Source organism: Mycobacterium sp. URHB0021, from assembly GCF_054057895.1.
Map to the genome: position 1 here is coordinate 5,363,717 of NZ_JBSRZT010000002.1, position 20,778 is coordinate 5,384,494.

At 65.5% G+C, this 20,778-nt stretch carries 21 protein-coding genes and 3 pseudogenes; 7 read left to right on the forward strand and 17 right to left on the reverse strand.

Going from position 1 to position 20,778, the window contains the following annotated elements; translation table 11 throughout:
• Positions 1-94: 94 nt before the first annotated feature.
• The gene (locus ACVWWN_RS28840; protein WP_457146919.1) at positions 95-1,327 is read right to left on the reverse strand and encodes a hypothetical protein; all 1,233 of its coding nucleotides are present in this window, start codon (positions 1,325-1,327) and stop codon (positions 95-97) included.
• A gap of 191 nt (positions 1,328-1,518) precedes the next feature.
• Positions 1,519-2,472, reverse strand: coding sequence for a hypothetical protein (locus tag ACVWWN_RS28845; RefSeq protein ID WP_457146920.1), 954 nt, complete (start codon positions 2,470-2,472; stop codon positions 1,519-1,521).
• An 82-nt stretch (positions 2,473-2,554) separates the two neighbouring features.
• Between ACVWWN_RS28845 and ACVWWN_RS28850 the strand changes: the two genes are divergently transcribed.
• Positions 2,555-2,770, forward strand: coding sequence for a hypothetical protein (locus ACVWWN_RS28850; protein ID WP_457146921.1), 216 nt, complete (start codon positions 2,555-2,557; stop codon positions 2,768-2,770).
• 771 nt (positions 2,771-3,541) lie between these two features.
• Here ACVWWN_RS28850 and ACVWWN_RS28855 read toward each other — a convergent pair.
• A pseudogene (locus tag ACVWWN_RS28855) lies at positions 3,542-3,765 on the reverse strand (NAD-dependent epimerase/dehydratase family protein); the annotation flags it as partial.
• Between the two features lie 61 nt (positions 3,766-3,826).
• Here ACVWWN_RS28855 and ACVWWN_RS28860 point away from each other — a divergent pair.
• The 3 genes from ACVWWN_RS28860 (at position 3,827) to ACVWWN_RS28870 (ending at position 7,439) form a co-directional block, all read left to right on the forward strand.
• On the forward strand, positions 3,827-4,462 hold the full coding sequence (locus tag ACVWWN_RS28860) for a TetR/AcrR family transcriptional regulator (protein ID WP_457146922.1): 636 nt from the start codon (positions 3,827-3,829) through the stop codon (positions 4,460-4,462).
• Positions 4,463-4,559: 97 nt separating this feature from the next.
• Positions 4,560-6,209 (forward strand): biotin carboxylase, encoded by a 1,650-nt coding sequence (locus ACVWWN_RS28865; protein WP_457146923.1) that lies wholly within the window; start codon positions 4,560-4,562, stop codon positions 6,207-6,209.
• A gap of 39 nt (positions 6,210-6,248) precedes the next feature.
• The gene (locus tag ACVWWN_RS28870) at positions 6,249-7,439 is read left to right on the forward strand and encodes a serine hydrolase domain-containing protein (protein WP_457146924.1); all 1,191 of its coding nucleotides are present in this window, start codon (positions 6,249-6,251) and stop codon (positions 7,437-7,439) included.
• On the opposite strand, the pseudogene ACVWWN_RS28875 reads toward ACVWWN_RS28870, so the two are convergent.
• From ACVWWN_RS28875 to rplS, 7 genes and pseudogenes are all read right to left on the reverse strand, one after another.
• A pseudogene (locus tag ACVWWN_RS28875) lies at positions 7,439-7,637 on the reverse strand (cytochrome P450); the annotation flags it as partial. The gene ACVWWN_RS28870 and the pseudogene ACVWWN_RS28875 sit on opposite strands and share 1 nt — an antisense overlap.
• A 1,062-nt stretch (positions 7,638-8,699) precedes the next feature.
• Positions 8,700-8,905: pseudogene (locus tag ACVWWN_RS28880) on the reverse strand (dihydrodipicolinate reductase); the annotation flags it as partial.
• A gap of 57 nt (positions 8,906-8,962) precedes the next feature.
• Positions 8,963-9,889: an alpha/beta fold hydrolase gene (locus tag ACVWWN_RS28885; RefSeq protein WP_457146925.1), complete on the reverse strand. Its 927-nt coding sequence runs from the start codon at positions 9,887-9,889 to the stop codon at positions 8,963-8,965.
• Between the two features lie 30 nt (positions 9,890-9,919).
• Positions 9,920-10,225, reverse strand: a complete 306-nt coding sequence (locus tag ACVWWN_RS28890) for a DUF2469 domain-containing protein (protein WP_015306240.1) — start codon at positions 10,223-10,225, stop codon at positions 9,920-9,922.
• A 41-nt stretch (positions 10,226-10,266) separates the two neighbouring features.
• A complete protein-coding gene (locus tag ACVWWN_RS28895; RefSeq protein WP_457146926.1) occupies positions 10,267-10,998 on the reverse strand; it encodes a ribonuclease HII in 732 nt (243 codons plus the stop codon).
• Between the two features lie 9 nt (positions 10,999-11,007).
• Entirely contained in the window at positions 11,008-11,850 is an 843-nt protein-coding gene (lepB, locus tag ACVWWN_RS28900) for a signal peptidase I (protein ID WP_457146927.1), read from the reverse strand.
• A gap of 77 nt (positions 11,851-11,927) precedes the next feature.
• Positions 11,928-12,269 (reverse strand): 50S ribosomal protein L19, encoded by a 342-nt coding sequence (rplS, locus tag ACVWWN_RS28905; protein WP_457149317.1) that lies wholly within the window; start codon positions 12,267-12,269, stop codon positions 11,928-11,930.
• Between the two features lie 323 nt (positions 12,270-12,592).
• On the opposite strand from rplS, the gene ACVWWN_RS28910 reads away from it, so the two are divergent.
• Positions 12,593-13,516 carry a serine hydrolase gene (locus ACVWWN_RS28910; RefSeq protein WP_457146928.1) on the forward strand — a complete coding sequence of 308 codons (924 nt, stop codon included), beginning with the start codon at positions 12,593-12,595 and terminating at the stop codon, positions 13,514-13,516.
• Here the strand turns inward: ACVWWN_RS28910 and trmD are convergent.
• From trmD to ACVWWN_RS28935, 5 genes are all read right to left on the reverse strand, one after another.
• Positions 13,513-14,199, reverse strand: a complete 687-nt coding sequence (gene trmD, locus ACVWWN_RS28915) for a tRNA (guanosine(37)-N1)-methyltransferase TrmD (RefSeq protein WP_457146929.1) — start codon at positions 14,197-14,199, stop codon at positions 13,513-13,515. The two genes, ACVWWN_RS28910 and trmD, sit on opposite strands and share 4 nt — an antisense overlap.
• 9 nt (positions 14,200-14,208) lie before the next feature.
• Entirely contained in the window at positions 14,209-14,730 is a 522-nt protein-coding gene (gene rimM, locus ACVWWN_RS28920; RefSeq protein WP_457146930.1) for a ribosome maturation factor RimM, read from the reverse strand.
• A 2-nt stretch (positions 14,731-14,732) separates the two neighbouring features.
• Positions 14,733-14,975: an RNA-binding protein gene (locus tag ACVWWN_RS28925; protein WP_099040063.1), complete on the reverse strand. Its 243-nt coding sequence runs from the start codon at positions 14,973-14,975 to the stop codon at positions 14,733-14,735.
• Between the two features lie 8 nt (positions 14,976-14,983).
• On the reverse strand, positions 14,984-15,523 hold the full coding sequence (gene rpsP, locus ACVWWN_RS28930; protein ID WP_457146931.1) for a 30S ribosomal protein S16: 540 nt from the start codon (positions 15,521-15,523) through the stop codon (positions 14,984-14,986).
• Between the two features lie 225 nt (positions 15,524-15,748).
• The gene (locus ACVWWN_RS28935) at positions 15,749-16,171 is read right to left on the reverse strand and encodes a nuclear transport factor 2 family protein (protein ID WP_457146932.1); all 423 of its coding nucleotides are present in this window, start codon (positions 16,169-16,171) and stop codon (positions 15,749-15,751) included.
• Positions 16,172-16,229: 58 nt separating this feature from the next.
• Between ACVWWN_RS28935 and ACVWWN_RS28940 the strand changes: the two genes are divergently transcribed.
• Together ACVWWN_RS28940 and ACVWWN_RS28945 are read left to right on the forward strand one after the other, a co-directional pair.
• Positions 16,230-17,108 (forward strand): D-alanyl-D-alanine carboxypeptidase family protein, encoded by an 879-nt coding sequence (locus ACVWWN_RS28940; protein ID WP_457146933.1) that lies wholly within the window; start codon positions 16,230-16,232, stop codon positions 17,106-17,108.
• A gap of 92 nt (positions 17,109-17,200) precedes the next feature.
• Positions 17,201-18,025, forward strand: coding sequence for a D-alanyl-D-alanine carboxypeptidase family protein (locus tag ACVWWN_RS28945; protein WP_457146934.1), 825 nt, complete (start codon positions 17,201-17,203; stop codon positions 18,023-18,025).
• Between the two features lie 75 nt (positions 18,026-18,100).
• Here the strand turns inward: ACVWWN_RS28945 and ACVWWN_RS28950 are convergent, their stop codons facing one another.
• The gene (locus ACVWWN_RS28950; RefSeq protein WP_457149318.1) at positions 18,101-19,198 is read right to left on the reverse strand and encodes a metal-dependent hydrolase family protein; all 1,098 of its coding nucleotides are present in this window, start codon (positions 19,196-19,198) and stop codon (positions 18,101-18,103) included.
• The gene (ffh, locus tag ACVWWN_RS28955) at positions 19,195-20,769 is read right to left on the reverse strand and encodes a signal recognition particle protein (protein WP_457146935.1); all 1,575 of its coding nucleotides are present in this window, start codon (positions 20,767-20,769) and stop codon (positions 19,195-19,197) included. Before ffh ends, ACVWWN_RS28950 begins: the two co-directional genes overlap by 4 nt.
• Between the last annotated feature and the right edge of the window lie 9 nt (positions 20,770-20,778).

Genomic DNA, 20,778 nt, shown 5'->3' on the forward strand with positions numbered 1-20,778 from the left:
GTGACGAGCTCTCGCTGAGGCTCAAAAGGTCAAGCGCGAGCAGGCCCCGGGTGGTTGGCACCCAGGGCACTGCCGCGTGCTCAGCATGTGTTACCTACTTGCCGCCCTTGCTCCCCTTGGGGCCTCCCGCACCGTCGCTGCCTTTCTTCGCGCCAGCAGATGCGTGCTTCGGACCCGAGTCGCCGGCGCCAACGGCGTGCTTGGTCGCTGAGCCGCTCGCGCCCGAGGTAGAAGCTCCAGACCCGCTTGCGCCGGAGGTAGAAGCCTTCGAGCCGCTTACGCCCGCGGTGGAAGCCCCAGAGCCCGAACCGTTGCCTCCATGCGACGTCCTTCCCGACGAAGCGCCGTTGTCTGCGGCGTTCTCACTCTTCGTCGCACCGTTCTTCTTGGCCGTGCCGTTGACCGACGAAGGAGCGTTCTGATGCCCGGCAGCCGTCGACGACTTCGACGTTGAGTGCGTGCCGCCCTTGGCGTCGTCGGTCCTCTTGGCGTCCGCAGCGTTGGTGCTGTCGGCGGCCTTGGTGTCGGTCGTCTTGGTGCCGCCCTTGGCGTCATCAGCCTTCGCGGAGTCCACGGTGCCTGAACTCTTCGCATCAATCGCCTTCATGGCACTCACCACCGCATCGCCATCGTCGACACCGGTGTCCACACCGAACGCCTCTTCAACCCGCCGCGTGAGCTCTTGAAAGTCGGTGTTGGCACGATTGAGGAAATCCGGAATGGTATTTCCAATCTGCTGGAAACCTTGTTGCACCTCCTTGATGTCGCCGAAAGCAAAGCCCTCGAGAACATTTCGCAGACCAGAACCCGCGTCTTCGCCGAGTGTGGAGAGGGCCTCCGACGTCAAGACCACGGGAATATCGGCCAACAGCAACGGAACGGCGACGATCCTGCTCAGGTCAGGCAGGTCTGGAAATGCCGCTGTGACAGCCGGCGACGTCGCGGCAACAGGCGCGATTGCGGCATTATTCTGCACCGCAGCTGTGTTCGTCGCATGATTCGACTTCGAATCCACAACGGCATTGACGGCCTTTGCCACCACGGTCACCGCCGCCGCCTGCACCAGCGGATTGTTCTTGAAACCCGCTGCTGCCGTTGCCGTTCCCTGCACGGCCGATCCAGCGGCACGATGAACGACATTCGCGACGGCCTTGACTCCGACCGCAGCATCACTCATCGCATGCTGCGCCTCGCGCTCAGCATCCGACACGAACGCGGATAGCTCTACACCCGCTGATGACACCGACGGCAGTTGAACCGCCTTCTGCGCTAGCGCTGGACTGGCTACCGCCGCCCCCGCGATCGCTGTGGCCAGTCCTGCCGCCACGTAGGAACGCGCTGAAACACCAATCACACTCACTCCTCATTATCGGTATCCTGATACCAATTGTCGGTACCGCGACACCGATACTGACGCCTGGAGGTCCAGCGGACACCCACACATGTGGCCGACATCACACGGATGCGAACAGACCCCCGGGTTGTGGAAACCCGGGGGCCTGTTTGCAGTCAGATGATTTACTTATTGCCGCCCTTGGAAGCTTTGGCGCCCTTGGCACCTCCCGCACCGTCGCCACCATTCTTCGCTGCGGCGTGCTTCGGACCCGAGTCGCCGGCACTAGCACCCTTGGCCGGCGAACCGCTTGCACCCGACGTGGCCGAACGGCCTCCACGCGACGACGTCCCCGACACAGCACCGGTGTGTCCGGCGCTCCCGGTCTTCGTCACACCGGTGTTCTTCCCCGTGCCGTTGCCCGACGAAGGAGCATTCTGATGCGCGGTAGAAGTCGACGAGTCAGACGTTGACTGAGCGCCGCCCTTGGCGTCCGTGGCCGACTTGGTGTCGTCAGCCGACTTGGTGTCGTCAGCCGACTTGGTGTCGGTGGCCGACTTGGTGTCGGTGGCCGACTTGGTGTCGGTGGCTGACTTGGTGTCGGTGGCTGACTTCGTGTCGGTGGCTGACTTCGTGTCGGTGGCCGACTTCGTGTCGGTGGCCGACTTCGTGTCGGTGGCCGACTTCGTGTCGGTGGCCGACTTCGTGTCGCCCGCCTTTGCAGTAGCCTCGGCCCCCTGCTCACCCGCGGGCTTTTTGGTTACTGCGACGGCACTCGTTTGCTTCGTGTTGATCGCTTTCAGGGCACTGATCGCGTCATTTCCATCATCAGGGCCAACACCGAAACCTAACGCGGCCCCGATATCCTGGACATCGGTCGAAACGTCGGCCACCAGGTTCTGCAGGTCGTTCGGGATGACATTCGCGAGAAATCCTAGATCCTCTTGGAAATCGCCCTGATGTGTGGCCAAGTCGAATACGAGGTTGCTGGCGTTGAACAGCAGGTCCGACGGGATGGCGCCGAGATTCGCGGCTATGTCCAACCCGACGTCGACCACCAGGAGCGGAACGTCGACGACGGCACTCGGATCAACTGATGCCGCTGCGACGGAGGGCGACGGTGTCACTGCAGGTGCCACTGCGGAATTACTCTGCACTGCAGATGCATTCGCGGCATGCCTAGCCTTCGAATCCGCAATGGCTTTGACAGCATTCGCTGTCATGTTGACCGCCGCCGCCCTGATCAGGGGATTCCTCTCGACGGCTGCCGCCGCGGTTGCGGCCCCCCGCGGCGCCGACTCGACGGTGCGACCGACGGCATCCCTGGCCGCCCTGACTCCGGCCACAGCACCACTTCCCGCGCGCTCTGCCGCGCGCTCGGCATCCGACACCAATGCAGACAGCTCGACCCCCGCCGATGACACCGACGGAAGCTGAATCTGTCTCTGCGCCAACATCGGACTCGCTACCATCACTCCCGCGACCGCAGTGGCCAATCCGGCCGCCACGTACGACCGCGCTGAAACACCAATCACACTCACTCCTAATTTGTTGGAAACAAACCCCGACACAGGTACTGACGACGTCAGAGGCGCCGGATGAGCAGTCAGGTGACTGACATCACAAGACGGTCACAGCGCATTTACCGGCTCGCCAGACGCGCAGGTCAGCGGTACCGCAATCGCGAGAGTCACCTACCGATCCACATCGTCGACCTGCCCGCGTTCACGACTCAGGTAGTGAGCGCGTCGCTCCACATGGTCGCCGCATCTCGCCCCGCTAACATCGGCACCGCCTGCATCGCAGACGAGTGTCTTCTCGACCTCGTGGACGAGACGTTCGCCGACCAGGATCTCTCGGACCAGCGCAAACATCTCCACTCATCCCTGCAAAGCGCAGGCGGATAGCTTGACCGACATTAACGAAAGGCTTGGCAAACCAGTGGAATTCATGCATACCGAAAGCTGGTTATTGCTCAGGCTCCGCTGTAAAAGCGTGGATCGACACTTCTTCATAGGTCTGCCCTCTGACCGCTTTCCGGGTACAGAGGTGATCGAGCGGTTCGGCTGACCCGCGTCATGGGCCGCCACTGATGCCACCGAGACACGCGGCCACAAAGGTTGACGAAGATCAGCGATACGTGTCGATTCGGATGCAGCGTGCCGAACTATCCCCGAACCACCCCAAATCCGGTTCGTATCGGACGCAGGCCGCGTCTTCGATGCCAACCGCCTCACCGTTGTAGCCCTTGATGGAGAACGGCAGCTTGCCACGCACGGCCGCGGCGACCATGCCGCCGTGCCGTGTCGGCAGGAAGTCGCGCGGTCCGTAGGTGGTCGACACGCACATCGCCACCGCAGGCAGGCCCTTCTTCGAGGCGTAACGCAGCACCATCTGCTCAGCGCGACACGGCTGCGGATGTAGTCACCGCCGATCACCAACGTGATTGACGGCACACTCCTCCGATCGAAACGAGACGCAACGTCTCGTCTTATGGCAGACTACGGTGCGGTGATTCACCACGCAAAGCCCGGCGGGGCAGCTCCGCGGAGGCGCAGCGAGAAGTCGAGGGTGGCGATCGTCAAGGCCACTCGTGAGCTGTTGCTCGAGCGCGGATTCGACGGGCTCGGTATCGAAGCCGTCGCCGGTCGCGCCGGGGTCGGCAAGCAGACGATCTATCGGTGGTGGCCCAGCAGGCATGCCCTCGTCGCCGATGTCGTGCTCGAGGACGCGGACAAGCTACTCGCGCCTGTGGAGCACACTGCGGACATCGGCGCCGATCTCAGCGACTGGGCCGGGAGGCTTGCCGCCACCCTCACGAGTACGCGGGGCAACGCCATGCTGCGCACCCTCACCGCTGCGGGAATGGAACACCAGGACACCGCCACCCGCCTGCGCGCCGGGTTCAGTACCCCACTGCATGACGGCGTGAAGGCGCGACTGATCGCTGCTGCCCTGGACGATGCGACGGCCCAAGTGGCGGCCGACGCCATCGTCGGAGGCATTGTCTACGCAATCTTGAACGAGGGACGGTCGTTTCATCGATCGCGGGCAGAGTCGATCACCCGGACGGTGCTCTGCGGTGTCGTCGCCACGACCGCGGTGACGTCCGCGCACACCGATCACTGATCTGCAGCATTTCATGTGGCACTTCCGGCCAACCCGGTCCATTCGCGTTTCCGGCGTCCTAGGGTCGGACTATCCGACGTACAGCGAGGTGCACGCCATGACTGACCGGCCCGTTCGAGCACGACGTTCGTCGAAGACGATGGCGAAGAAGGCGCCTGCGGTCAAACCGTCTCCGGCCAAACGGGCAACCGCACAGCGCGCGACGGCGAAGGCCACACAGGCGAAGTCCCGCGAGATCAGCGTGGGAACGGACGCTGCCTTCGCCTCAGGCACGACGCAACAGCGGCGCAGGCTGAAAAACATCTCCGAGGTACGGCACTTCTTCCGGACGAATGACGTGCCCATCATCTTCTTCGGCGCCACACCGTTCAACTTGTTGGGCCTCGACCGCTGGGTGCGCAATTTTTCCTACGTCACCTACTACGACGCCTGGGACGGCGCCCACCCGCGCGTCTTCACCCCGAAGGACAAGCCGTATCAGGAGTTCGAGAGTGGCGAGGAGATCAACAATTGGCTGTTGACCAATCCGGAGGTACGTGCCTACATCGACGCCGCGACTCCCCGGGGCGTCCGGCCCAAGGTGGCAATGGTCTTCTTCGACAGCGAAACCGAGGACATCTGCAAAGAACTCGGCTATGACCTGATCCTGCCGGCGGCCAGCCTCCGTCAGCACCTCGACTCCAAGATAGTGACCACCCGACTCGGCAACGATGCGGGTGCGCCGAGCGTGCCCAACGTACTCACCCGCGTCGACGACTGGGCCGGACTCCGGGCGGTGGCCGAAAAGGCGGGTTTAGGCGACGAACTCGTGGTGCAGACCCCCTACGGCGACTCCGGCAAGACCACGTTCTTCATCTCTTCGGAAGCCGACTGGAAGAAGCACTCCGCCGACATCGTCGGCGAGGAGATCAAGGTCATGCGCCGGATCAACAACCGGCCTGTAGCGGTGGAGGCGGTGCTCACCCGGTGTGGGACCGTCGTCGGCCCTTTCATGTCGGAGCTGATCGGATACAAGAAACTCACGCCGTCCCGTGGCGGATGGTGCGGCAACGAGATGTTTCCCGAAGTGCTGACGGGCGAAAGCCGCCGAACGGCAACGCAGTTGGTCCGGCGACTCGGTGACCGGCTGGCCAAGGAGGGGTATCGCGGATTCTTCGAAGTGGATGTGCTGGTCGACACCGACACCGGTGAGGTGTACCTCGGCGAGTTGAACCCGCGAATCAGCGGCGCGTCGTCGATCACCAATGTGACGGCGGGAGCGTACGCCGACGTGCCGCTGTTCCTGTTCCACATCCTCGAATACATGAACGTCGATTTCGACCTCGACATCGACGAGATCAACGACCGCTGGGAGGAGTTGGCGTCCGCCGACGTCTGGAGCCAGATGGTCATGAAGGAAACCGACGACATCGTCCAGCAACTCACGGCGACGCCGCGCACCGGCCAGTACGCACTCGACAAGTCCGGGGCGCTGGTGTTCCGGCGAGCGGCGTTGGACTGGCACCAGCTGCAGAACGAGTCCGAGGTGTTCTTCCTGCGCATCTACGGTCCCGGCGACTACCGCTGGAAGGGGGCCGACCTCGGCGTGCTCGTCACCAAGGGCCGGCTACAGGTCGACAACGGCGGCAAAACGGCGCTCGCGATCCGGGCGCGTCATCTGATCGACTCGATTCGCACCCAATACGCGGGTACCCCGATCACCGAGCCCGCCACCCCACCGGCCAATGTCGGGCTGAAATCGGGCTGAGCTTCGGGGAGGCGGGCGGGAGCAACTACAGTCGTCGCCATGGTGCTCGGTGGCAACCCGGGGCGCGTCCCGACCGACGTGACCCTGGCGAATTGGCAGTCGGCGTCACAACTGCACTGGACCTTCCAGCACGTAGCCGAGTTTCTGCCGGTTGCCGTGATCTCTCGCGGCACTGGCCCGGTCGTGGCGCTTCCGTCGGCGCCGGGCGAGCTGTCCGACATTCCGGTGGAGGATGAGACCAACGGGAAGCGGTCCACCGTGGGCACGGTGATGGCGGCCACCGCGACCGATGGCTGGATCGTCACCCAGCACGGGCAAGTGATCGAGGAGCACTACTACGGCGGAATGGCCGCTGACACCTCACACCTGCTGATGTCGGTGAGCAAGTCGTTGATCGCCCAGGTCGCGGGTGCACTGACCGGAAGCGGCGCACTGGACGTCGATGCATTGCTGACCACCTATGTGCCCGGGCTCGCCACCTCGGGGTACGCGGGCGCGACGGTACGACAGCTGCTCGACATGCGATCGGGGATCGCATTCTCCGAGGATTACCTGAACCCGTTGGCCGAGGTGAGGCTTCTCGAGCAGGCCATCGGGTGGGCGCCGCGAACGGTTCCCGACCTCCCGACCACCATGTACGACTTTCTCCTCACTCTGCGGCAGGAGTCGCCGCACGGCGGTCCCTTCCACTACCGATCGTGCGAAACCGATGTGCTCGGCTGGGTCTGCGAGGCCGTCGGCGGCATGCCGATGCCGGAGTTGATGTCATCACTGTTGTGGAGCAGGCTGGGGGCCGAGAACGATGCCACCATCGGTGTCGACTCCGTCGGCACCGGCATGTTCGACGGCGGCATCAACGCGTCGTTGCGCGATCTGGTCAGATTCGGTTCGCTGTTTCTCAACGACGGGGCCTCGTTGACCGGTGAACAGGTGGTGCCCGCGTCCTGGATCGCCGACACGTTCGCCGGCGGCGCCGATTCGCGGGAGGCCTTCGCCGCCAGCCCGGACGACAACCGGATGCCCGGCGGGATGTACCGGAATCAGTGCTGGTTCCCGCACGCCGGCGACAACGTATTGCTGTGCCTGGGAATTCACGGCCAGATGATCTATGTCAACCGGTCCGCCGGTGTGGTGGCGGCGAAGCTGTCGAGTTGGCCGCTCCCCCAGGACGCCACCAAGCTGTTCCCGACCATCGCCGCCTTCGACGAGATCGCCGCGAGCCTGTCCTGATGATCCTCGGAGATCGTGATTCCCGCCATTCGGTCGACGATTCGGTTGAGCAATATCCGGCCCTCCGCTCGGGCCAGCGGCGCACCCGGGCAGGAATGCACACCGCGGATGAATGCATTCTGCTCGCGGACGTTTGGGCCGATCGACGCGGAACACATTGGTGTCGGCGAACTTTCGTTCATCCCGATGGCAGGCACCCGCTTCTCGCTGCCAAGGGTTTGCGGATCTCGACGCGCCCGCGAAGGCGAACTCATGCAGCTTGCGGTCGACGTGATGCTCGCCCTGGATCTCGAGGGATGGTCGGTCCCTGCAGCGGCCGCACGATCGCCTCATAGCACCGGGTGGAGAACGTCTCGTGGTCAGCGAATACGGCTTTTCACGGCGTCAAATGAACACGCACTGTAAATCTGTTGACCCTCTTGGGCGTTGGTAGGATTCCCACCTCCGGCCAGCCGGGGGGACCGGTGCGTCGCATGCAGCATTTTCAGCATCGGATACGGCGTGGCGTCCCTGCCCGCTCCCATGCCGGCGTCGGTCGGCGCCGCTCTCATGGGACAGGCCATCTCCAGGTCTGAAGGGTGCGCTCGGTGTGAGAACGTAAACTTTGTTCGTCCATGACGATGCGGCCAGAGGGCGTCAACGCAAGGAACGAATCGCGCCATCACGGCGGAATAATTAGCCGACCAAAACGGTTCAAACGGTTGTTATGCATGTAGTCCGAATACTGAAGCGAATGGCCGTGAGCACATTAGCGGCACTCCTTTTCCTCATCGCGCTGACGCCCTTTGCGATAGGCACTGCCGCCCAGGGCAGCGCTGCGCCCTCGGGTTGCTACGACGGCGTGATGCCGCTCCAGCCGTACCTCCAAAGTTGTAGCCTGCCTTCCGGCCCCCCGCGGGTCGCGGGGTCTGCGCCCAGCGCCAACGAAATCATCGCTTGCCGTCACCACCCCGGTTGCCTCTCGTGGGTCGTCAACAATCCACACTGATCGCGGTCAACGCCCAAGAGTTGATATGCGCAGGGCCGACCCCGTGGCCAGGGGTTAGGCGACGAAAGGTCGGCCGGATGGATGAAGGTGCTGCGCCCCCAAGGGTCACCGACGGAGAAGCTGGACGCGTTGAGTTGGGGGAACACCAACGTCCTGGACCGCTTCGGTGACGAAGTGCAAATTCAGAGCGGATTCCGAAGAACGTATTTCGCGACATCGGGACCCGCGCGTCGCTGATTCATGTCCGTGACGCAATGCCGCGCGGAGTTGCCGAATGCGTACCGCGCCAGCGTGCTCGGCATGTTTCGAGCGAACTCAGCAGCCCTGGTGTCGCGTCGACGACGAACGGAAGCGCATTGACGACCCGCATCGCGGTGGCCGCTACCGCCGCGTGACCGGCACTATGGCCTTCCGCTTCGCCCGGATTCATCGCGCAACGGATGTGGGGTTCACGCTCGATGTCGACGCGGTAGGGGGCGATTTATGGTGATGTCACAATTTCATCAGGTTGCCATTCGGCGACGCCGACGGCAACTCAGTGATGGTGGCCTGCTTCCGGTCCAGCGGCGGTCAGGAACGGGATCACTTCGGCGAGAAGCGCATCGGGAGCTTCCTCGGGAATGTAGTGACCGCACGGCACGGCGCCACCGCGGACGTCGGCGGCGACACGGCGCCACTCGGCGAGCGGATCGAAGCAACGCGCGATGATTCCGTCGGCTCCCCACAGCACCATGAGGGGAAGTGCGATTTTGCGACCCGCGTCGCGATCGGCGCGATCATGCTCGAGGTCGATCCCTGCCGCGGCGCGGTAGTCCTCGCATGTCCCGTGTGCGCTTCCCGGCAACGCGAGGCACCGCCGGTATTCCGCGAAGGCCCGCGGATCGAACGGATCCCTGCCGGGCCGGCGGCGCATCACGAAGTTCAGGTAGCCGCCGGGGTCGGCTTCGATGAGCCGTTCGGGCAACGGCGCCGGCTGAATCAGGAAGAACCAGTGCCAATAGGCACGTGCGAAGGCCTCGGTGGTCTGTTCGTACATCGCCAGCGTCGGGGCGATGTCGAGGAGCGCCATTCGGCTCACGGCATCGGGGTGGTCGGCGGCCATCCGGTGCGCCACCCGAGCTCCGCGGTCGTGGGCCAGCACAGCGAAGCGTCGATGTCCGAGTCTGTTCATCACCGCCACCATGTCGTTGGCCATCGTCCGCTTCGAGTAGGCCTGGTGGCGCTCGTCCCCCGCCGGTTTCGACGAATCGCCGTAGCCACGGAGATCCGGCAGGACAAGGGTGTGGATCTGTGCCAGAGCGGGGGCCACCCGGTGCCAGATCGCGTGGGTCTGCGGATGGCCGTGAAGAAGCAGAAGCGGCGGCCGCCCGGGCCCGTCACCACCGGTGACCACCAAAATCCGAACGCCGGGCTCGGTCTCGATCCACTGGCGCCGGTAGCCGGGCAACAGTGGTCCGTCCACGGTCGCAGCATAGCGGCGCGACCGCGAAGCCTACTCCGGCAGGCGCAGCTCGGGCTTCTCGACCTCTTCGATGTTGACGTCCTTGAACGTGATCACCCGCACCTGTTTGACGAACCGCGCGGGCCGGTACATGTCCCACACCCAGGCGTCGGCGAGGCGCAGTTCGAAGTAGACCTCACCCTCCGAATTGCGGGGCACCAATTCGACACTGTTGGCCAGGTAGAACCGCCGCTCGGTCTCCACGACGTAGCTGAACTGCCCGACGATGTCCTTGTATTCGCGGTAGAGCGAGAGCTCCATCTCGGTTTCGTACTTCTCGAGATCTTCGGCACTCATCCGCTCAGCTGTCCTTCATATTCATCTGATCCCATCATCCCCTACCCGAGTTCACTGCGCTGCTCAGGTCCCCAGTCAGCTACGTCTTCAGGCACCAACACCGGGCCCAGCTCACTGTCCACCGTGACGAGCCGGCGCACGTTGATGAACGAATACCGGTGCTGGCTGCACGGCCCCAGGTCGGCCAGCGCCGCGCTGTGCGCCGGCGTGCTGTAACCCTTGTGCTCGGCGAAACCGTATCCCGGGTGCTCGGCCTCCATCTTCACCATCAGCCGATCCCGGCTGACCTTGGCCAGCACGCTGGCCGCGGCGATGCAGGCCGCGGCCGCATCACCGCCGACCACCGGGAGCGAGGGCATCGGCAGGCCGGGTACCCGGAATCCGTCGGACAGTACGTAGCCGGGCCGGACCATCAGACCCGCCACCGCCCGCCGCATGCCCTCGATGTTGGCCACGTGCACGCCGCGCCGGTCCACCTCCACCGACGGGATGAACACCACGTGATACGCCAGCGCATACCGCCGGATCAGGGGGAACAGCCGCTCGCGTTCTTTCTCGTTCAGTTTCTTCGAGTCGTCCAATGCGGCGAGGCTCTCCAGTCGGTTTGGTCCGAGCACACACGCCGCCACCACCAGCGGACCCGCGCATGCGCCACGACCGACCTCGTCGACGCCGGCCACCGGTCCAAGACCGCCGCGGTACAGCGCCGATTCCAGCGTGCGCAGGCCGGAAGACTTCCGGATCACCGTTCGCGGAGGCCAAGTCGCCGGCAAGTGCAGCTCCTAGGAGGTCGTCTGCGGATTCACCGAAGCCACTCCACCCCAACGCGACGGCGGCCATGCGATGAACCGTGCCTTTCCAATGACATTGTCCACCGGCACCGTGCCGAGTGTCGGGTCCCCCGTACACAGCAATCCGCGCTGTGCGTCAACCGGCGTGTTGGCGCAGTGCGCCCGGGAATCGGCGGAATGGGTGCGGTTGTCGCCCATCACCCACAGCCGGCCCTCGGGCACCTTCACCGGCCCGAACTCGTTGCCGAGACAAGCGGCGTAGGGATTGGTGGGATCGACGTTCATCGTCACGAAGTTCAGGAACGGCTCGTTGAGCCGCTTGCCGTCCACCGTCAGCCCGGTGTTCATCCTGCACTCGACCGTCTGCCCGCCGACCGCGATCACGCGCTTCACCAGGTCATTTTCGTCGGGCGGCACGAAGCCTACGAACGAAAGCGCGTTCTGCACAAAGCGGACTGCGGTATTGGTCGACCGAATCGACTTGTATCCGATGTTCCAATTGGGCGGACCCTTGAACACGATCACATCGCCGGGCTGCGGGGAGGAGAACCGGTACGTCACCTTGTCCACCATGATCCGGTCACCGACGCATCCGGTGCAGCCGTGCAGTGTCGGCTCCATCGACTCCGACGGGATCAGATACGGCCGGGCGACAAACGTCAGCATGACGTAGTACAGGACCAGGGCGATGGCGATGAGGATGGCGCCTTCGCGCACCGCTCCGCGCTTCTTCGGTGGCTCGTCGGTCAGCGCGTGCTTTCCGTCGGTATCCGACTGGTCCGTGTCGAGCGCGTGCTCAGCGGGGGACCCGTCGGGTTCGGTAGATCCGGTCACCGCATCAGAGTAGTCAGCGCGATGCTCACCGCCGCGCTGCTCGTCTTCCAAGGATCAGACTCCGTTCGAAACCGAAGTCAGCGCTTCTCCTTGATCTTGGCCTTCTTGCCACGCAGCTCACGCAGGTAGTACAGCTTCGCGCGGCGCACGTCACCACGGGTGACGACGTCGATGTGATCGATGTTGGGCGAATGCACGGGGAAGGTCCGCTCGACGCCGACGCCGTAGCTTTCCTTGCGCACCGTGAAGGTCTCGCGGATCCCGCCGCCCTGCCGACGCAGAACGACACCCTTGAAGACCTGGATCCGTTCCTTGGAACCCTCGATGACCTTCACATGCACGTTCACGGTGTCGCCGGGGCTGAAGTCCGGGACGTCGTCGCGAAGCGACGTCTGATCGACGAAATCCAGCGTGTTCATCGGTGACACTTCCTTGTTGTTGGCGGCTCCTGGGTGGCTTCGCGAGGGGTCACGGGCCGAGCCGATGTATTCGGGCGGATCTGGGTGCATCTCGCAGCGGGTGGAGTTTTCGCCTCCCCACGTCCTGCAGACAACTGCTCAATTGTGCCAGATGGGCGTCGAACTTCGAAATCCGGTGAAGAGCCCCGGATCGTGGCCGCGCGGACCCGAAACGCATAGGGAGCCTAAGCAGGCGGATCATCCTCCCAACCGTTAGGCTTGGCTCACCCGTGGGAACCATGCGGCAGGCCCGGGTTCGGTTGGAAAACACTGAGGGAGGGGTCATGCGACGGCGGCCGTCGAGGCTGGTCACGGCGATCGCAGCGGTCGCCGCTGTGGTCCCGGTTGTCGCAGGTTGCGAGGCCAAGGTGTACGGTACACCGCCGGAAGCGGCTGGCCCGCAGCTGACCGTGGTCGCCCCCATGGGAACCATGGCCCCGCTGCCGGAGGCCCCGCCTGACGAGCCGGCCGCCACGTTCGACGGGTTGCAGGCACGTGCCGCGCAGGCCAGTTCCGACGCCGCCAAGGCGGGTGCGGACATCTCCCTGACGGTGCTCGACCGCAACACCGGCCAGACCATTTCCAGCGGCAACGACTCACTGCCCATCGCCTCGGTGGCCAAACTCTTCATCGCCGACGACCTGCTGCTGCAGGAGTCGAAGGGCCAGACCCAGCTCTCCCCCACCGACCGGCAGGCGCTGGACGTCATGCTGCGGTCCTCCGACGACAACGCCGCCGAGAACTTCTGGAACCGCAGCGGCGGCAGCGCGATCATCTCGCGAGTCACCGCGCGTTATGGGCTGGGCGCCACCAAGGCGCCCTACAACGGGCGCTGGTTCAACACCACGAGCACCCCCACCGATCTGGTCCACTACTACGACATGCTGCTCAATGGCACTGGCGGGCTCCCGCCAGAACAGGCCAGCGTCATCATGTCCAATCTCGCGCAGTCCACGCCAAACGGCATCGACGGGTACCCGCAGCGGTTCGGCATCCCCGATGGGCTCTATGCCGAACCGGTCGCCGTCAAGCAGGGCTGGATGTGCTGCTGGAACGGCGGCAACTGGATGCACATGTCCACCGGCGTGATCGGCGCCAATCGTCGGTATGTGATGGTGATCGGCTCGATGCAGCCGACCAATGACATCACCGCACGCAACACGATCACCCAGGCCGTCAAGACGATGTTCCCGGGCGGGCGGATTTAGCCGAGCAGATCGGGACGCCGCTCCCGCGTCCGCTGCAGTCCCTGTTCGCGCCGCCAGGCGTCGACCTTCGCATGATCGCCCGACAGCAATACCTCGGGCACATCCAGGCCCCGCCAGCTCGGCGGCCGAGTGTAGCTGGGCCCTTCGAGCAGACCCAGATTCTGCACTGAATGCGAATCATTCTGATGTGAAGCAGGATTGCCGAGAACATCGGGAAGCAGCCGCACGACGGCCTCGATCATGACCAACGCCGCCGACTCCCCTCCCGGCAGCACGTAGTCGCCGATCGAGACCTCCTCGACGCGCATCCGTCGGGCGGCGTCGTCGATCACCCGTTGGTCGATGCCCTCGTACCGACCGCAGGCGAAGACCACGTGCCTCTCGGCGGTCCACCGCTGCGCGTCCACCTGGGTGAAGAGCCGGCCCGCGGGCGTCGGCACCACCAGAAGCGAGTCCGCCGAACAGATTTCGTCCAGCGCCTCGCCCCACACCGGAGCCTTCATCACCATGCCGGGCCCGCCGCCGTACGGCGAGTCGTCGACCGAACGGTGCGCATCGCGGGTCCAGCGCCGTAGATCGTGGACGGCCAGCTGCACGATGCCTGCTTCGATTGCTTTGCCCGGCAACGACTGTCGCAACGGGTCCAGATATTCCGGAAAGATCGTGACGATGTCGATTCGCATGACGTCCGCTCAGCTCAGTTCCAGCAGACCCTTGGGCGGATCGATCTCGATGGTCTGATCCTCCAGTGATACCGATGTCACGATGGCGCTGACGAACGGCACCAACACCTCGCCGTCGTCGCCTTCTCCCCTGATCGACAGCAACTCGCCCGCGGCGGTGTGCAGGACCTCCGCGACCGTCCCGATCTCGACACCGGCCACGGTGCGCACCCGAAGGCCCTCCAGCTGGTGGTCGTAGTACTCGTCGGGATCGTCGATCGGCGGGAGGTCTGCCGAGTCCACGATGAAGAGGCTGCCGCGCAACGAATCGGCCGTGTCGCGGTCGGCCACGCCCGCGAGCCGGACCAGCAGCCGGCCACCGTGGTCGCGGGCGGACTCGACGACGTAGTCGCGCACGGCGCCACCCTTGGCTCGCCCCCGCAGGGTGCTGCCCGGCGCGAACCGGCCGTCGGGATCGTCGGTGCGGACGTCGACGACGACCTCACCGGTGATGCCGTGCGCTTTGACGACCCGCCCGACTACGAGGTCCACTGCTACTGGTCGGTGTCCACCACGTCGACGCGGATGCCGCGGCCGCCGATGCCTGCGACCAGTGTGCGCAGCGCCGTCGCGGTGCGCCCGCCCCGACCGATGACCTTGCCAAGGTCCTCAGGGTGCACGTGCACCTCGACGGTCCGCCCTCGGCGGCTGGTCACCATGTCGACCCGAACATCATCGGGGTTGTCCACGATCCCGCGAACGAGGTGCTCGACGGCGTCGACGACGACAGAGCTCATCGCCGCGCTCAGCTCTCGGTGGTCTCGGCCGACGCCGCCGACTCGGCCGGCGCAGCCGACTCCGCCGGTGCGGCCTGCTCGGCCGGCGCGTCGGCCTTGGGCTCGGTCGTGTCGGCAACCTGTGGGGTCTGCTCGGCATTCTTGGCAGGCGCCTTGGCGGGCGCCTTCTTCTTCTTGGGCTGGGTCGCCTCGCCCGACGGCGCTCCGTCCGCCGCCGCCAACGCGGCGTTGAACAGGTCCAGCTTGCTGGGCTTGGGCTCCTTGACCTTCAGCGTGCCCTCGGCACCGGGCAGACCCTTGAACTTCTGCCAGTCACCGGTGATCTTCAGCAGCGCCAGGACGGGTTCGGTGGGCTGGGCACCGACTCCGAGCCAGTACTGGGCGCGCTCCGAGTCGATCTCGATGAGGCTCGGGTCTTCCTTCGGGTGGTAGCGGCCGATGACCTCGATCGAGCGGCCGTCGCGGCGCGTACGCGCATCGGCAACGGCGATTCGGTACTGGGGATTGCGGATCTTGCCGAGCCGGGTGAGCTTGATTTTCACAGCCATGATGAAGCACTTCTCCTGAGGTTGCCACGCTGCAATTCAGCGATCGGGGCGGACGCCCTGACCCGGTTTTGCCTTACGTGTGTGACCACCGCGCAAGCGCCCAGGGAGGAGCCGGAGGCGGATCACTCCGAGTCATGACGAGCGGGTTGCGAGCAGACAGCCGCCCATTGTGCCAGACCAGGCGCTACCAGTGAAATTCCTGCCTCAGCGCACCGCGTGCCGGAGTCAGATCACCTTGTCGAAGCACTTCTCCTCGACGCGCCTGCTCATCCGCCAGCCCTGGGCAGTGCGAACGAACTCATCCTCGTACCAGACGCCGACCTGCATGATGGCCAGCTTGTCGCCCTTGAGCACCATCGGGTTGAAGCAGAAGGTCCGGCCCGTCGCACGGTCACCATCGATGCGCAGCGACGGCAACCCCAACATGTGCGAGGTCACCGAGAAGTACGTAGGCAGGACTTCCGCCAACCACTTCTTGACCTCCGGATACGTGCCGTCGACTCCGCCGGTGGCGCGGTAGTCGATGTAGGCGTCAGCCGTGAAGAGTTCGTCGAGTTCGTCGAAGCGACGGCCGTCGACGGCCTCCGAGTAGTCGATGAGCAACTTCCCGAGTTCGAGGCGGTCGGAGATCTCTTCCAGGCTCAACATGCGTCGATTCAACACCGGCAGGGCGTCAATCAGTCATCGGGGTTAAGCTGCTGTATCCATGGGTAGGTTCGTTGCGGTAGTCGCCGCTTGTCTGGCTGTGGTCTTCGGGTCCGTGGCGCCGATCGCATCGGCGGATGCCGACATTCAGCCCGTCGGCAGTGTGCCGGTCCCCGATGGGCCCGCCCCGGGATGGATCGTCGCCGATATGGACACCGGTCAGGTCCTGGCCGGCCGCGAGATGGACGTCGCCCACCCACCGGCCAGCACGATCAAGACCTTGCTGGCGCTGACGGCACTCGATGAGCTGCCCGACCTGAACGCGACGGTTGTCGGCACCGACGCGGACACTCATGTCGAGTGCAGCTGCGCCGGGATCAAACCCGGCCGCACCTACACCGCACGCCAACTGCTCGACGCGGTGCTGCTGATGTCGGGCAACGATGCGGCCAATGCGCTGGCGGACATGATCGGCGGGTATGACACCGCGGTGGCGAAGATGAATGCCAAGGCGGCCTCCCTCGGCGCGCTGAACACGCACGCGAGCACCCCGTCCGGCCTGGACGGCCCTGGTGGCTCCGGCGCCACCACACCCCGCGATCTGGCGATCATCTTCCGGGCCGCGATGGCCAATGCGACGTTCGCCCAGATCACCGCGCAGCCCGCGGCGATGTTCCCGTCCGACGCCGGCGACAGGCCGATCGTGAACGAGGACGAACTGCTGCACCGCTACCCCGGCACGCTCGGCGGCAAGACCGGCTTCACCGACGCGGCGAAGAAGACGTTCGTCGCCGCCGCCGACCGCGACGGGCGTCGTCTGGTGATCGCAATGATGTACGGCCTGATCAAGGAAGGCGGCCCGACGTACTGGGACCAGGCCGCCGGCCTGCTGGACTGGGGCTTCGCCCAGGACCGTCAGGTCAGCGTTGGTTCGCTCTAAAACCTAGCGGTATCAAAAGTTCTTGATCTGCAACGGATCCGAGATCTCGGCGCCACCGAAATAAATGTCCGCACCGGTTACGCTCAGCGGCCGTGCGAAAAGTGTTGGCCACGTTGGCTACCGCGCTTCTGCTGACGGTCGTAGCCACCGCGGCGGCGTCGGCCGAACCCGGCATCGAGCCCGCAGGCACGGTGGCGATTCCGGACGGCCCCGCCGAGGCATGGCTGCTCGCCGACCTCGACACCGGGCGAATCCTGGCCTCCCGCAACCCCTATGAACCGCACGCACCGGCCAGTACCATCAAGCCGCTGCTCGCCATGGTGGTACTCGAACACCTTCGGCCAGACAACTTCGCGCGCGCCAACCAGTCTCACACCGAGGTCGAGTGCTCCTGTGTGGGGTTGAAGCCCGGCCAGGCCTACACCACACTCCAGCTGCTGGAAGCGCTGCTGATGGTGTCGGGAAATGACGCCGCCAACATGCTCGCCGACATGCTCGGCGGGCAGCAGGTTGCGGTCGCTGCGATGAACCGCAAGGCCGCAAGCCTGGGCGCTCGGAGCACCAAGGCCTCGTCACCGTCCGGGCTCGACGGGCCGGGATGGGAATCGATCACCACTCCCCATGACCTCGCCGTCATCTACCGCACCGCGCTGGCCTACCCGCTGATCGCCGCCATAATGCGGCAGCAGTCCGCGCAGTTTCCCGGCAAGACCATCACCAACCAAAATCAGCTGCTGACGCGCTATCCCGGCACGTTCGCCGGCAAGACCGGCTTCACCAACCTGGCGCGCAATACCTTCGTCACGGCCGCCCAGCGGGGCAACCGGCGGCTGATCGTGGTCGAGATGTACGGCACGGGCGATCTCTACGGGCAGGCCATCGGGCTCTTCGACTGGGGTTTCAGCCAATCCCCGTAGTCGCCTTCACTCATGCGAGCGTGCGTGTCTGCGGCCGACACGCCGGGCGAACCGCGAGTTCGTGCACCTTCGCAGCTAATAGACACGGCCGCGCAGGATCACCGCGGCGGGATCGTCGACCACGCCGACGCCGGTCCGCGGATCCTCGGTGTAGCACACCAGGTCGGCAGGCGCGCCGTGCTCCAGCCCGGGCCGGCCCAGCCACGCGCGGGCATCCCACGACGCCGCACCGAGCGCCTCGGTCGGCGTCATGCCGACGCCCTTGAGCGCCTCGATCTCGTCGGCGATGCGGCCGTGCGCGATCGTGCTGCCCGCATCGGTGCCCGCATAGATCGGCACACCGGCTTCGCGGGCTGCCGCGATCCGCGGATAGCAGGACTTGTACAACTCCCGCATGTGGCGCTCGTACACCGGGTATTTACTCGCGGCATCGGCGAAGCCGGGAAAGTTCTCCACGTTGATCAGCGTGGGCACCAGTGCGGTGCCGTGTTGCACCATCAGGTCGACGGTGTCGTCCGTGAGCCCCGTGCCGTGCTCGATGCAGTCGATGCCCGCCCTGATCAGCGCCGGCAGGGCGTCCTCGCTGAACACGTGCGCGGTGACGCGGGCCCCGTTGGCGTGGGCGGCCTCGATCGCCGCCTCGAGCACGTCGTCGGACCACAGCGGCGCGAGATCGCCGATCCCGCGGTCGATCCAGTCGCCGACCAGCTTGACCCAGCCGTCGCCCCAGCGCGCCTGCTCGGCCACCGCGTCGGGCAGTTGCCACTCATCGCCGAGTTCGATCGCGAAGCCGCGCTGATACCGCTTCGGCCGGGCCAGATGCCGCCCGGCGCGGATGATCGTCGGCAGGTCGGGGTGGTCGTCGAGGCTACGGGTGTCGGTGGGCGAACCGCAGTCACGCAGCAGCAGCGCGCCGGCGGCCCGCTCGGTCTCCGCCTGCGTGACCGCTTCGTCGAGTTCGATCTCCCCGTGCTCGCCGAGCCCGACGTGGCAGTGCGCGTCGACCAGTCCCGGCAGGATCCAGCCGCCATCGAAGACGGTCTCGGCGGGACCGACGGGCTCGACACTGAGGTGGCCGTCCACGATCCACCACTCCACCGGCTCTCCGTCCGGCAATCCGCGGCCACGAACATGCAGAGCTGTGCTCGAGGTCAAATCAGTTGTCCGGCTCAGTTTTTGGGGAATTTGAGCTTCGACAGGTCGATGTCGGCCAGGCCCGGCGGCAGCTCATCGAGGCCCTTCGGCATGTTCGACAGGTCGGGGAACCCGGGCGGCATTCCAGCCATCCCGGCTGCGCCCAACGGATTGCGCGTCTTGGGCGGTGTCGGTCCTCGCCCGCCCTTCTTGCCCTTTTTCTTGTTCTTCGCCGCCTTGCGGGTGGTGGAACCCTTGCGGCCGAACGGCATTCCCATCTGTCCGGCCATCTGCGACATCATCTTGCGCGCCTCGAAGAACCGGTCGACGAGCTGGTTGACCTCCCCGACCGTCACCCCGGAGCCGTTGGCGATCCGCAGCCGTCGTGAGCCGTTGATGATCTTCGGGTCGGCCCGTTCGGCGGGCGTCATGCCCCGGATGATGGCCTGGACCCGGTCGAGCTGGCTGTCGTCGACGGCGGCGAGCGCGTCCTTCATCTGCCCGGCGCCGGGCAGCATGCCGAGCAGGTTGCCGATGGGGCCCATCTTGCGGATGGCCAGCATCTGCTCGAGGAAGTCCTCCAGGGTCAGCTCCCCGGAGCCGATCTTGGCCGCCGCCTCCTCGGCCTTCTGGGCGTCGAAGTGCTGCTCGGCCTGCTCGATCAGGGTGAGCACGTCGCCCATGCCGAGGATCCGGCCGGCCATCCGGTCGGGGTGGAAGATGTCGAAGTCTTCGAGCTTCTCACCGGCGGACGCGAACAGGATCGGCACGCCGGTCACCTCGCGCACCGACAGGGCCGCGCCACCGCGGGCGTCGCCGTCCAGCTTGGTCAGCACGACGCCGGTGAAGCCGACGCCTTCGCGGAACGCCTCCGCGGTGGTCACGGCGTCCTGGCCGATCATCGCGTCCAGCACGAACAGCACCTCGTCGGGGTCGACCGCCCGCCGGATGGCGGCCGCCTGACCCATCAGCTCGTCGTCGATGCCCAGTCGGCCCGCGGTGTCCACAACAACGACGTCGTAGTGCTTGGCCCTGGCCTCGGCCAGACCGGCCGCGGCGACGGCGACCGGATCTGCGGGACCGGCCTGTCCATCGCCACTGCGGCCGTCCGGTCCAACGCCCGGATGGGGCGCGAACACCTGGACACCGGCGCGTTCCCCGACAATCTGCAACTGGTTGACGGCACCGGGCCGCTGCAGGTCACATGCGACGAGCAGGGGCGTATGACCTTGTTCGCGAAGCCATTTCGCGAGCTTGCCGGCCAATGTCGTCTTACCGGAGCCCTGCAGACCGGCGAGCATGATCACCGTCGGCGGGGTCTTGGCGAACGCCAGCTGACGAGTCTGGCCGCCGAGGATGGCGACGAGTTCCTCGTTGACGATCTTGACGACCTGCTGGGCGGGGTTGAGCGCGCCGGAAACCTCGGCGCCCCTGGCGCGGTCCTTGATGCGGGCGACGAACCCGCGCACCACGGGCAGCGATACGTCGGCCTCCAGCAGCGCCAGCCGGATCTCGCGGGCCGTCGCGTCGATATCGGCGTCGGTCAACCGCCCTTTGCCGCGCAGCCCCTGCAGGGCGCCGGTCAGCCGGTCGGATAGCGATTCAAACACGCCGCAAGC